Genomic DNA, 11,982 nt, shown 5'->3' with positions numbered 1-11,982 from the left:
TCGCCACCCCTGTTCTCGGTGGGCGCCCGACCCCGCTTCCAACCGTCCCACCCGTATGCCGATCAGGATCTGTTCCCCGTGAACCCAACCCCGTCAGCCGTCTCCCTCCCCGTCACCGCCACCGACCTGACCTCGACCGATCCCACGAGGATCGGCCCCTACCAGACCCTCAAACGCCTGGGCGCGGGCGGCATGGGCGTCGTGTACGCGGCCCACGCCGCAGGGGGCGAGCTCGTCGCGGTCAAGCTCATCCACCCCGAGTACGCGGCGGACGAGGAGTTCCGGGCGCGCTTCACCCGCGAGGTCGAGCTGCTCCGCAGAGTGGGCGGCGCGTGCGCGGTGCCCCTGCTGGACGCCGACACGGACGCCGACCGCCCCTGGCTCGTCACCCCGCTGGTGCGGGGCATGACGCTCAGCGCCTACATGCGCAAGCACGGCGCGTTGGAGGAGCAGCTGCTGATCGGTCTGGCCGCCGGTGTGGCCGAGGCGCTCGCCCAGATCCACGAGGCGGGCATCGCGCACCGCGACCTCAAGCCCGCCAACATCGTCCTGTCACCCGAGGGTCCCCGGGTCCTCGACTTCGGAGTGGCCCGGGCGGTGGACCAGACGGCGCTCACCCGGACCGGATCGGTCATGGGTTCGCCCGGGTGGATCAGCCCCGACCACTACCAGGGCAAGCCCGCCAGCACCACCGACGACATCTTCGCCTGGGGCGCCCTGGTGACCTACGCGGCCACCGGGCGACCGCCCTTCGGCAGCGGTGACCCGGCCGCGATCGCCCACAGGGTCATCAGCGGCGAACCGGACACCGAGGGGTTCACCGGTCCGCTGGCCGACCTCGCGCGGCGCGCGCTCCAGAAGGAGGGCGCGCAGCGGCCCACGGCACTCGAGCTGGTCTCGGAGATGGTCACCGTGACCCATCCCGGGAGGGCCTTCGCCCCGGTCTCCTCGGCCGCCGCGGCCGGGAGCGTGATGGGTGCCCTGGTCGACAACAACTGGCACGGCGTGCAGACCGCGCCCGAACGCGAGTTCGCGGTGACGGCCCCCCGACGTGCGGGCGCGGGCAGGGTCCTGACCCTGCTCGGCGCGGGCCTGGGGGCCCTCCTGCTGATCGCCGGACTCGGCTTCGGCGGCGTGGCCCTGGCCAGCAACTGGGACGCGCTGCCCATCGCCTCGTGGTTCTCCGGAGACGAGGACGAGCCGGGCGGGGACGCCGAGAAGGAGGGTTCCACCGAGGAACAGCGCCGTCCGGGGCCGGTCGGCAAGGAGCCCACCGAGGAGGCCTCCCCGTCGGACGAGCCCTCGGAGCAGGCCGAGGACGAGGACGACCCCGAGGACGACGAGGGCGAGGAGGACGGTGGCACGACCACCGCCATGGCCACCGTCGGCGCCGGGGTGAGCGCGTCGGGCGAACGCCCCGCCGGTGACCACGTGGTCGCCTTCCAGCCCCAGGGCGGCTCCGGCCAGTACGCGGTGCTCGACGGCGCCACCGTGGTGTGCGCGTGGAGCTTCTGCCAGGAACAGGGCGGCGGCGTGGCCGACGGCGCCGCCGGATCGGTCTCCTCCAGCCCCGGAGCCCTGACCGGCTACGTCAACTCCGGCAGCCGCACCGTCTCGGCGGAGGTCACCTACACCGAGAGCGGCGGCACCGTCACCATCACCCGACTCGTGGAGCACCACAAGACCAGCGGTAGCGGAACCCCGCCCTGGTAGGAGGAGCAGAAGTGCTGAAGTCACTCACCCGCCGGATCTCCTGCGGGCTGACCGTCGTCCTGGTCGCGGCCCTCGCCGGCCCCGCCCCGGCCTCCGCCGACTCCTACAACGGGGAGTGCGGGAGCGGGTACGGGGTGGTCAACTCGGCCTCCGTCTCCGGGGGCACGGTCCATCTGACCTACAACAACTCCAACGGCAGGAACTGCGTGGTCGTGACGCGGTCCAACCCCGGATCCGCGATGGACATGGACGCCGCCCTCAAGCGCTCCGACTCCACCTCCTGGAAGACCGACCCGGGCAGCTTCACGACCTACGCCGGTCCCGTCTACCTGGACGCGGCGGGCCAGTGCGTGGACTGGGGCGGATCGATCGGCGGCGCGTGGGTCGTGCGCAACGGCACCAACTGCGGCTGACCCGCGCGGCCCGGGAGCGCGACGGGCCCCGCCGAACCAGGTGTTCGGCGGGGCCTTCCGCTGCTCTGGGCCTCCCGGGCCTCCCGGGCGGAGTACGGCGACACGGGCGGAGGCGCGGGTGGATCAGACCCTGTAGAACGAGAAGGAGCCGTACTGGGAGATGCTGATCTCCCATTCGGTGACGTCTCCGGTCTCCTCGTCCAGGCTCTGGCACAGGAAGGGCGCCTCTCCACCGGTCTCGCCGCGCTCGACGTCGGAGTCCATGTCACAGAGCACGAGCTCGGACTCGGCGCTCACCCGAAGGCTGTCCTCGACGACCTCGCGCACGAGCGGGCCCTCGGGCAGATCCCAGTCGTAGTTGATGAGGATGCCCGAGGAACTGATGTCGATCGAGTACTCGAACTCCTCGTCCAGGAAGGTCACCGTGCAGGTGACGGACTCCCCCTCCTCACCGGCGATCTCCGGGCAGGAGGAGGTGGCGTCGGGGTCGGTCACCGAAGCGAAGGTGGAGACCCGCTCCAGTGCCTCCCAGGCGATGCGGTCCCCCAGGGGCGCGGCGGAGTCCGGTTCGGCGGGCAGGTCCGCCTCCGGGTCGATCTCGGGGGCCTCGTCGGGGATGGGTCCCTGGTGGAACGAGGAGGTGTCCACCTCGGCCGGCTCGTCCTCGACCTCCTCGACCGCGGCCGTGTCGGGCTGGGTGGGCTCGGGGTCCTCACCGCCACAGGCGGCGAGCGCGAGGGCGGATCCGGCGGCGACCACTCCGAGGGCGACACGGTGTCGGCGGGTGGGGTTCAGCATGGGGCCTCCTGTCAGGAGAACGGTTGGGGTCACCGCTGAGGTCCCTGACCGGGGCTTCTGGTTTCGAGTCGGGCAAGTGTGTGACCCATGTCATATCCTGGGGAGGGCGTGGCCCGTGTGCCCGGCGTGGCCAATGCGCTGGTCCGGGCAGTGGAGGGCGATCCTGTGCCGAGCACCACACCCCGACTCAACGGAACCGAACGCGGTTCTCTACCATCGCGAAGTATGGACGTCCCTGAGAGCGGGGCCGCCGGTACCGCGGCCCCCAACCTGGCCGAGGGCTTCCCGGCGGCCACACGTGAGCGGTGGCGCGCCCTCGTCGCCGGGGTGCTGCGCAAGAGCGGTGTCGCCGAGGAACGGCTCGCGGACACCCCGGAGTCCGTTCTGGCCACGCACGGCTACGACGGGTTCGACATCGCCCCCCTCTACACCGCCGACCCGCCCGCCGCCGACCCCGGCTATCCCGGGCTGGCCCCCTTCACGCGCGGCCACCGGCCCGGCGGAGGAGTGGCCGGAGGCTGGGACATCCGTGCCCGGCACACCGACGCCGACCCCGCCGTGCTGCGCCGCCGCGTGCGGGACGACCTCATGAACGGCGTGAGCTCGCTGTGGGTGGCCGTGGGCGCCGACACCGCCACACCCGACGGGGTTCCCCTCTCCCGCCTGGGCGAGGCCCTCACCGACGTCTACCTCGACCTCGCCCCCGTGGTGCTGTCCGCACCCGGCCCCCACGCCCTCGACGCCGCGAGGGCCCTGCTCCGGGCGCACGCCGACGCCGACGTCCCCGACGGCCGCGTCATCTCCCACCTGGGCCTGGACCCGCTCAGCGCGGCGGCACGGGCAGGGGAGCGCCCCGACGTGGCGGACGCGGCCCGCTTCGCCGCCGAACACGCCGCCCGCTATCCCAGGCTGGGGCTGTTCGTCGCGGACGGCACTCTCGTGCACGACGCTGGCGGCTCCGAGGCCCAGGAGATCGGCTCCGCCGTCGCCGCCGGGACCGCCTACCTGCGTGCCCTCGCGGACGCCGGGATCGAACCGGCCGACGCCGCTCGCAGGATCGAGTTCCGGCTCGCCGCCAACGCCGACCAGTTCTCCGTCATCGCGAAGCTCCGCGCCGTCCGCGCCATGTGGAACCAGGTGCTGGAGGCCTGCGGGGTCCCGGCGGACCAGCGCGGCATGAGCCTGCACGCCACCACCTCGGACGCGATGCTCACCCGACGCGACCCGCACGTGAACATGCTCCGCGCCACCGTGGCCTGCTTCGCCGCCGGGGTGGGCGGCGCCGACGCGGTCACCGTGGCGCCCTTCGACTCCGCCGTGGGGCTGCCCGACGACTTCGCCCGCCGGATCGCCCGCAACACCCAGTCGCTCCTCATCGAGGAGTCCCACCTGGCCCAGGTCATCGACCCGGCCGGGGGATCGTTCTACGTCGAGGCCCTCACCCGGGACCTCTACGGCGCGGGCTGGGCCTTCTTCCAGGAGACGGAGCGCGCCGGGGGCATCGGAGCGGCGATCGAGCACGGTGAGCTCCGCGCCGCGGTGGACCGCGTGTGGGAGCGCCGCCGCCACGACCTCGCCCGCCGCACCGCCCCGCTCACCGGGGTCAGCGAGTTCCCGGACCCGCACGAGAAACCCCTGGTCCGCGAGCCCGACCCCGCCCGTCGGCGGCCGGTCCCGGGCGGCTTCCCGGCCCGACGCTACGCCCAGGACTACGAGGCCCTGCGGGACCGCTCGGACGCCCACACCGCCGCGACCGGCCACCGGCCCGGTGCCTTCCTGGTCACCCTGGGCCCGGTCGCCGCGCACACCGCCCGGGCCTCCTTCGCCACCAACCTCCTCGCGGCCGGGGGGATCGAGGCCGACGACCCGGGGCCGATCGACGACGCGCCGTCCGCCGCGCGGGCCTTCGCGGAGTCCGGCAGCCGGGTCGCGGTGATCTGCTCCTCGGACCGGCTCTACGACGAGCACGCGGAGGACGTCGCCCGGGCCCTCAAGGGCGCCGGGGCCCGCCGCGTCCTGCTCGCCGGAGCGCCCCGGGACGCCTACCGGGAGGCCGGGGTGGACTCCTTCGTCCACAGGGGCTGCGACGCCGTCGCCCTGCTGACCGACCTGGTCGACGTGATCCTCACCGATCCCCCGACCACCGCGACCGACTCCACGCAGGGGGAGACCGTATGATCCCCGACTTCTCCGCCGTCGACCCGTGCTTCTCGGCCTTCACCGGCGCCGACCGGGGCGAGGCCGACTGGCGGCGCGCCCTGGAGGACTCCACCGGGAAGGCAGCCGACGCCCTGGAGTGGGAGACCCCCGAGGGGATCGGCGTCAAGCCGCTCTACACGCCCGCCGACCGCGCCGGCCTGGACTTCGTGGACGGCCTGCCGGGCATCCCGCCGTACCTGCGCGGGCCCTACCCGACCATGTACGTGAACCAGCCGTGGACCATCCGGCAGTACGCGGGCTTCTCCACCGCCGAGGAGTCCAACGCCTTCTACCGCCGCAACCTCGCCGCCGGCCAGAAGGGCCTCTCGGTCGCCTTCGACCTGGCCACCCACCGGGGCTACGACTCCGACCACCCGAGGGTCGCCGGTGACGTCGGCATGGCGGGCGTGGCCATCGACTCCATCTACGACATGCGCCAGCTGTTCGACGGGATCCCGTTGGACCGGATGAGCGTGTCCATGACCATGAACGGCGCGGTGCTGCCCGTCCTGGCGCTGTACATCGTGGCGGCCGAGGAACAGGGGGTGCCGCCCGAGAAGCTGTCGGGGACCATCCAGAACGACATCCTCAAGGAGTTCATGGTCCGCAACACCTACATCTACCCGCCGCGGCCGTCCATGCGGATCATCTCCGACATCTTCGCCTTCACCTCGCAGCGGATGCCGCGCTTCAACTCCATCTCCATCTCCGGCTACCACATGCAGGAGGCCGGGGCCACGGCCGACCTGGAGCTGGCCTACACCCTCGCGGACGGCGTGGAGTACATCCGCGCCGGTCAGAGGTCCGGCCTGGACGTGGACGCCTTCGCGCCCCGACTGTCGTTCTTCTGGGCGATCGGGATGAACTTCTTCATGGAGGTCGCCAAGCTGCGTGCGGCCCGCCTGCTGTGGGCTCGCCTGGTCAAGGACCTCGGCGCGGTCAAGGACAAGTCGCTCAGCCTGCGCACCCACTCCCAGACCTCCGGCTGGTCCCTCACCGCGCAGGACGTGTTCAACAACGTGGCGCGCACCTGCGTGGAGGCGATGGCCGCGACCCAGGGCCACACCCAGTCGCTGCACACCAACGCCCTGGACGAGGCGCTCGCCCTGCCCACGGACTTCTCCGCGCGCATCGCCCGCAACACCCAGCTGCTGTTGCAGCAGGAGTCCGGCACCACCCGCGTGGTCGACCCCTGGGGCGGCAGCTACTACGTGGAGAGCCTCACGCAGCAGCTGGCCGAGAAGGCGTGGGCGCACATCCAGGAGGTCGAGAAGGCCGGGGGCATGGCCGCCGCGATCGACGCCGGGCTGCCCAAGATGCGCATCGAGGAGGCGGCCGCCCGCACCCAGGCGCGCATCGACTCCGGGCGGCAGCCGGTGATCGGGGTCAACAAGTACCGGCCCGACTCCGCCGACGAGATCGACGTCCTCAAGGTCGAGAACTCCAGGGTCCGCTCCGAACAGCTGGACAAGCTCCGCCGCCTGCGCGAGGAGCGTGACGACGACCGGGTGCGCGCCGCCCTCGACGCCCTCACCGAGGCCGCCGGGCGGGAGTCCAGGGCCGACGCGTCCCTCACCAACAACCTGCTCGCCGCGGCCGTCGACGCCGCCCGGGCCAAGGCGACGGTCGGGGAGATCTCCGACGCCATGGAGAAGGTCTTCCACCGCCACTCCGGCCAGATCCGTACGATTCAGGGTGTGTACAGGAACGAGGCGGCCGGGAGCTCCGACGCGGCCGGACTGATGGACCGGGTGACCGCCCGGGTCGACGCGTTCGCGGAGGCCGAGGGGCGCCGTCCCCGCATCCTCGTGGCGAAGATGGGCCAGGACGGACACGACCGGGGACAGAAGGTGATCGCGACCGCCTTCGCCGACCTCGGGTTCGACGTGGACGTGGGCCCGCTGTTCCAGACCCCGGCCGAGGTCGCCGTCCAGGCCGTGGAGGCCGACGTGCACGTGGTCGGGGTGTCCTCCCTGGCCGCCGGACACCTGACCCTGGTGCCCGCGCTGCGCGAGGAACTGGCCCGACTCGACCGCGAGGACATCATGATCGTGGTGGGCGGGGTGATCCCGCCGGGTGACTTCGACGAGCTCCGCGCCGCCGGGGCGTCGGCCATCTTCCCGCCGGGGACGGTGATCGCGGAGGCCGCGATCGACCTGCTCGACCAGTTGGAGGAGCGGCTGGACCCGGAGGGCACGGAGCAGCGGGCGTGACCGTTCGGCGCGGCGGGCCGGACCGGCCCGACCGGAGGTGACGGCCGGATTCCGGCCGGGAGGGGGAGTGGACGTGGCGGTGCGCGGGAGGCGTCCGGTGGACGTGGACGCCCTGGCCGAGGGGGTGCTGTCCGGGCACCGGCCGACCCTGGCCAGGGCGATCACCCTCGTGGAGTCGCGCCGCCCGGACCACACGCGCTCCGCCCAGGAACTGCTGGTGCGGCTGCTCCCGCACACCGGCGGGGCCCAGCGGGTGGGGATCACCGGGGTGCCCGGCGTGGGCAAGTCGACCTTCATCGACGCGCTCGGCACCCGGCTGACCTCGCGCGGCCACCGGGTGGCCGTGCTCGCGGTCGACCCCTCCTCCACCCGCACCGGTGGCAGCATCCTGGGCGACAAGACGCGCATGGCCGACCTCGCGGTGGACCCCGACGCGTTCATCCGGCCCTCGCCCACGGCCGGCACCCTCGGCGGGGTGGCCCGCGCGACCCGGGAGACCATGCTGCTCATGGAGGCGGCCGGGTTCGACGTGGTCCTGGTGGAGACCGTGGGGGTGGGCCAGTCCGAGGTCACCGTCGCCGCCATGGTGGACTGCTTCCTGTTCCTCACCCTGGCCCGGACCGGAGACCAGCTCCAGGGCATCAAGAAGGGCGTCCTGGAACTCGTGGACGTGGTCGCCGTGAACAAGGCCGACGGCCCGCACGCCGACGACGCCCGCAAGGCCGCCCGGGAGCTCTCCCGTGCCCTGCGCCTGCTCCAGCCGGTCCACCCCGAGTGGCGGCCGCCGGTGCTGACGTGCAGCGGTCTGACCGGTGACGGGCTGGACGAGGTCTGGGACACGGTGCTCGACCACCGGCGGGTGCTGGAGCGCGACGGGGCCCTCGCCGACCGGCGCAGCGCCCAGGGCGTGAGCTGGATGTGGGACCAGGTGCGGGACCAGCTCCTGGACTCGTTCCTGCGGGACGCGGGTGTGGCCGACGCCATCCCGACGATGGAGGCACAGGTGCGATCGGGTGAGACCACCGCCACCCTGGCCGCGCGTGCCCTGCTGGACTCGTTCACTCAGGGTGACGGTGACGCGGAGGGCCGAACGGGCCGTGACCGGGCCGACAGTGACGGTGGGGGTGCCTGAGGGGCACGAAGCAACACCGGGTGTCATGTCGTGAAATGACCCAGGGTGAACGGGAGGTACCGACCCGGGGGGAGGGGGTTCTCGCCCATGAGGCGAAAATTTCTTGCCCGATGCCATTCCCGTGGAAGCGGTTCGCTTATACCGTGTGTGTCCAACGACTTACCAGGCCGCTCGGGCGCGCAAGTGTCTCCCCTCACCGGACCGGCTCTGTGGGAGTGGAGCCGGGTCCGGTAGTCGTTCCCGGTCGGGCTGCGTATGGTTAAGCGAGGGACCCCTCACCATCGGAACGTGGGGCCGGGAGGAGTGAACGTGCACAGGCTTGGACTGAGCACGCGGTTCGAGAGCCGCAGCGTCATCGTCGCGATCGAGGGAGAGCTCGACATCGCGACCGCCGCCGACCTCCAGGAACACATCAGGACCGCGATCGAGGACCACGGTCCGTGGCTGATCCTGGACCTGTCCGCCCTGGACTTCATGGACTCCAGCGGGCTGAACGTCATCATCAACGCCTATCGGAACGTCCGTGAGCGGGACGGTTCCCTGTCACTGGCGGCACTGAACGAACGCGTCACCAAGGTCGTCCGACTGGTCGGCCTGCACCGTCAGGTTCCCGTTCACCAGACCGTCGCCACCGCCGTCGCGGCGATGGAGGCCCTGGAGGCCAAACGCCAGGCCGGCTAGCCCGAACCAGGGTTCCGGGCCCCCTCCCGGGACCGTGACCGCCGCTGACACCCCTCCTCTCCCGTGCCCTCCTCCGGCAGGCGCGGTGCCCTGCCCGGAGAGGATCGGGTGTCGCCCGGCCGGACCGCCCCGAAGCGGGGCGGTCGTCCCCCTGTGGACAACCCGCGGGGTCTCCCTCCTTCGGGGACAATGGGTCCATCGACGACATCACCCCCTCCCCCCGGTCCCCCCGCCGCCTCCTCGACCCCCTGCTCCGGTTCCAGGTCCGCATCCAGAACGACCCCCGCCACGCGCGCCGTGTCGCGGGAGTCGCCTCCGTGCTGCTCCTCGTCCTGACCGCGCTCCTCGCCTTCCTCCTCACCCTCGACCTCTCCGCCGCCGCGCGCTTCCTCCTGGTCCTGGTGGGAGCGGCCCTGGGCCTCCCCCTCTTCCTGGTGCTGCTCGCCGTGCTGGTGAACCCGGCACCGCCCGGGGTCCGGCTCCCCGCCGGGACCCGTCCCGCCGACCTGCGCGCCGCGAGAAGGGTGCTCCGGTCGGGAGAGCTGACCGGCCTGCCCGAGGCGGACAGGGTCGCCCGGATCCTGGCCGCGCAGGTCCTGAGACAGCGGCTGTGGCTGTCGGTGCTGCTGCTGTGCGGTTTCGGCGTGCTGAACCTGTTCAACGCGCTCAACCGGTACACCTCGGACGGTGCGTGGAGCGGGACGTCCGTGTTCTTCCTGGCGACGGGGCTCGTCTTCGTGGTGATAGTGGTCGTGGCCGTCCCCTCGGACCTCCGGTCCAGGCGCAGGGCACGGGCCGTGGCCGACGCCCACGACGCCCGGGCGAGAAGCCGGTCATCGACATCCCCACCGAGAGTCTCGGATTGGTAACGGGATTTCCGGGTAGTGGGTTCGGCATGAACGAGCCCACGACACACCCCCGGTCCGCTCGCCGACATCCCAGGGCCCTGTTCGGCCGGATGCAGGTCTACGCGCAGAACCACCCGCGTGCCTACGCCGTCAGGGCCGTGTCAGTCGCCCTTCTCGTGGGGCTGCTCCCGCCATTCGTCCTCTGCGTGATCCTGCTCGACGACTGGGCGTCCGCCGTCCCGGTCCTGCTCGGTGCGGCGGCCCCCGTCGTGATCATGGGCACCCTCATGGTGTGGCTGATGCCCGCGTTCCTGCGCCGGACGCTGGGCACCTCGACGCTGCGGCCGGACACCGATCCGGTGGACCTGCTGGAGGCCAAGCGCCAGCTGCGCCGCGGCGGCCTCCACGAACGGGACGAGGTCAACCGGGTCGCCCGGGTCCTCGCCGCCCAGGCGGAGGCGAGGATCAACTCCCCGAGGACCGTCAACGTCGTGAGCGTGGTCGGCGCACTGCTGTTCGGTGCGCTCGCGACCATGAGCTACCTGCTCGACGGAGCGGGTTCCGACTTCCGCCTCACCGCGACGTTCACGCTGCTGTTCCTGGCGTACCTGCTCTTCCTCGGCCCCTGGACCAGGCGCTACCGGCAGCGCGCCCGGGAGTTCGCGAGACTCTACGACGAGCGCGAGACCGCTCGGGAGCGCCCTCCGGAGGCCGCCCGGGAACGCGCTCCGGACGCCCTCGTCCACTGACCAGAGACCGCTCGGATGACTCCGAGCCCCCCGCGCCCCCGGCGAACGTCCCCCGTCCGCCGGGGGCGCCCCCTGTCAGCGGGCGCCGAGCAGGTGCTCCAGGGCGAGCTGGTCCAGCCGCTCGAAGTGGTATCCGCGCCGCCCCGCCTCCTCCAGGTCCAACTCCTCCCCGAGCAGGTCCGCGACTCCCTCACCCGGGGAGAGCGTGGGTTCGGACAGCTCGGGCACCCGGGACTCGGCCAGGGCGGTGACCACCTCCGGGTCGGCGCGGAAGGCGGCGGCCCGCTCCTTCAGGAGGAGGTAGTTGCGCATGCAGCCCGCCGCGGACTCCCACACCCCGGACGCGTCCTCGGTCCGCGGCGGCTTGAAGTCGAAGTGCCGGGGGCCCTCGTACCCGGAGCGCTCCAGCAGGTCGACCAGGAAGAACGCCTCCTTGAGGTCGCCCGCGCCGAAGCGCAGGTCCTGGTCGTACTTGACGCCGCGCTGCCCGTTGAGGTCGATGTGGTGGAGCTTGCCGGCCCACAGGGCCTGGGCCACGCCGTGCGCGAAGTTCAGCCCGGCCATCTGCTCGTGGCCGACCTCCGGGTTGACCCCCACCATCTCGGGGTGGGCCAGCCGCTCGATGAAGGCCAGGGCGTGGCCGACCGTGGGCAGCAGGACGTCGCCGCGCGGTTCGTTGGGCTTGGGCTCGATGGCGAAGCGCAGGTCGTACCCCTGGTCGAGCACGTACGCGCACAGCAGGTCGAAGGCCTCACGCAGGCGGTCCAGAGCGGCCTGCTGGTCCTTGCCCGCCTCGGTCTCGGCGCCGTCCTGGCCGCCCCAGCACACGAAGGTCCGGGCCCCCAGTGAGACCGCGAGGTCGATGTTGCGGACGACCTTGCGCAGTGCGTAGCGGCGCACGTCCCGGCTGTTGGAGGTGAACCCGCCGTCCCGGAAGACCGGGTGGCTGAACAGGTTGGTGGTGACCATGGGCACCCGCACGCCGGTCGCGTCGAGGGCGCCTCGGAAGCGCCGGAGGATCGCCTCCCGCTCGGCGGGGGTGCTGCCCGGCGGGATCAGGTCGTCGTCGTGGAAGGTGACGCCGTACGCGCCGAGGTCCGCGAGGCGGTGCACGGCGTCCACCGGGTCGAGCACCGGACGGACCGGGTCGCCGAAGGTGTTGACGCCGCGCCAGCCCACGGTCCACAGGCCGAAGCTGAAGCGGTCCTCAGGGGTGGGGCGGAGGTCGGACATGTG

Annotated in this window: 10 protein-coding genes; 8 read left to right on the top strand and 2 right to left on the bottom strand. The window is 72.4% G+C overall.

The window, feature by feature from the left end:
• Window positions 1-78 precede the first annotated feature (78 nt).
• Both ACFW3L_RS09130 and ACFW3L_RS09125 read left to right on the top strand, forming a co-directional pair.
• Window positions 79-1,713: a serine/threonine-protein kinase gene (locus ACFW3L_RS09130; protein ID WP_378738093.1), complete on the top strand. Its 1,635-nt coding sequence runs from the start codon at window positions 79-81 to the stop codon at window positions 1,711-1,713.
• 11 nt (window positions 1,714-1,724) lie between these two features.
• Window positions 1,725-2,126, top strand: coding sequence for a spore-associated protein A (locus tag ACFW3L_RS09125; protein WP_378738091.1), 402 nt, complete (start codon window positions 1,725-1,727; stop codon window positions 2,124-2,126).
• 123 nt (window positions 2,127-2,249) lie between these two features.
• Here the strand turns inward: ACFW3L_RS09125 and ACFW3L_RS09120 are convergent, their stop codons facing one another.
• Window positions 2,250-2,924: a hypothetical protein gene (locus ACFW3L_RS09120; protein WP_378738089.1), complete on the bottom strand. Its 675-nt coding sequence runs from the start codon at window positions 2,922-2,924 to the stop codon at window positions 2,250-2,252.
• A 225-nt stretch (window positions 2,925-3,149) separates the two neighbouring features.
• On the opposite strand from ACFW3L_RS09120, the gene ACFW3L_RS09115 reads away from it, so the two are divergent.
• The 6 genes from ACFW3L_RS09115 to ACFW3L_RS09090 all read left to right on the top strand — a co-directional run bounded on the left by ACFW3L_RS09115 (window position 3,150) and on the right by ACFW3L_RS09090 (window position 10,746).
• Window positions 3,150-5,102 carry a methylmalonyl-CoA mutase family protein gene (locus ACFW3L_RS09115; RefSeq protein WP_378738087.1) on the top strand — a complete coding sequence of 651 codons (1,953 nt, stop codon included), beginning with the start codon at window positions 3,150-3,152 and terminating at the stop codon, window positions 5,100-5,102.
• Window positions 5,099-7,336 (top strand): methylmalonyl-CoA mutase, encoded by a 2,238-nt coding sequence (gene scpA / locus ACFW3L_RS09110; RefSeq protein ID WP_378738085.1) that lies wholly within the window; start codon window positions 5,099-5,101, stop codon window positions 7,334-7,336. Before ACFW3L_RS09115 ends, scpA begins: the two co-directional genes overlap by 4 nt.
• A gap of 67 nt (window positions 7,337-7,403) precedes the next feature.
• Window positions 7,404-8,468: a methylmalonyl Co-A mutase-associated GTPase MeaB gene (gene meaB, locus ACFW3L_RS09105; RefSeq protein ID WP_378738083.1), complete on the top strand. Its 1,065-nt coding sequence runs from the start codon at window positions 7,404-7,406 to the stop codon at window positions 8,466-8,468.
• 309 nt (window positions 8,469-8,777) lie between these two features.
• A complete protein-coding gene (locus tag ACFW3L_RS09100) occupies window positions 8,778-9,149 on the top strand; it encodes an STAS domain-containing protein (protein WP_352387816.1) in 372 nt (123 codons plus the stop codon).
• Window positions 9,150-9,466: 317 nt separating this feature from the next.
• The gene (locus ACFW3L_RS09095) at window positions 9,467-10,018 is read left to right on the top strand and encodes a hypothetical protein (protein WP_352387814.1); all 552 of its coding nucleotides are present in this window, start codon (window positions 9,467-9,469) and stop codon (window positions 10,016-10,018) included.
• 26 nt (window positions 10,019-10,044) lie between these two features.
• Window positions 10,045-10,746, top strand: a complete 702-nt coding sequence (locus ACFW3L_RS09090) for a hypothetical protein (RefSeq protein WP_378738080.1) — start codon at window positions 10,045-10,047, stop codon at window positions 10,744-10,746.
• A gap of 75 nt (window positions 10,747-10,821) precedes the next feature.
• Here ACFW3L_RS09090 and xylA read toward each other — a convergent pair whose 3' ends face one another.
• The gene (xylA, locus tag ACFW3L_RS09085; protein ID WP_378738078.1) at window positions 10,822-11,979 is read right to left on the bottom strand and encodes a xylose isomerase; all 1,158 of its coding nucleotides are present in this window, start codon (window positions 11,977-11,979) and stop codon (window positions 10,822-10,824) included.
• Window positions 11,980-11,982 lie beyond the last annotated feature (3 nt).

The organism is Nocardiopsis sp. NPDC058789 (genome assembly GCF_042745575.1).
In the GTDB taxonomy this organism is placed as follows: Bacteria; Actinomycetota; Actinomycetes; order Streptosporangiales; family Streptosporangiaceae; genus Nocardiopsis; species Nocardiopsis eucommiae.
Note: the sequence above shows the minus strand (reverse complement) of the source record. Positions and strands in the feature narration are given on the sequence as shown.

What these genes read in the sequence shown, in the direction of transcription:
- ACFW3L_RS09120 (WP_378738089.1), bottom strand. Translation starts at nt 2,924, where the DNA reads ATGCTGAACCCCACCCGCCGACACCGTGTCGCCCTCGGAGTGGTCGCC.
- ACFW3L_RS09115 (WP_378738087.1), top strand. Translation starts at nt 3,150, where the DNA reads ATGGACGTCCCTGAGAGCGGGGCCGCCGGTACCGCGGCCCCCAACCTG.
- scpA (WP_378738085.1), top strand. Translation starts at nt 5,099, where the DNA reads ATGATCCCCGACTTCTCCGCCGTCGACCCGTGCTTCTCGGCCTTCACC.
- ACFW3L_RS09090 (WP_378738080.1), top strand. Translation starts at nt 10,045, where the DNA reads ATGAACGAGCCCACGACACACCCCCGGTCCGCTCGCCGACATCCCAGG.
- xylA (WP_378738078.1), bottom strand. Translation starts at nt 11,979, where the DNA reads ATGTCCGACCTCCGCCCCACCCCTGAGGACCGCTTCAGCTTCGGCCTG.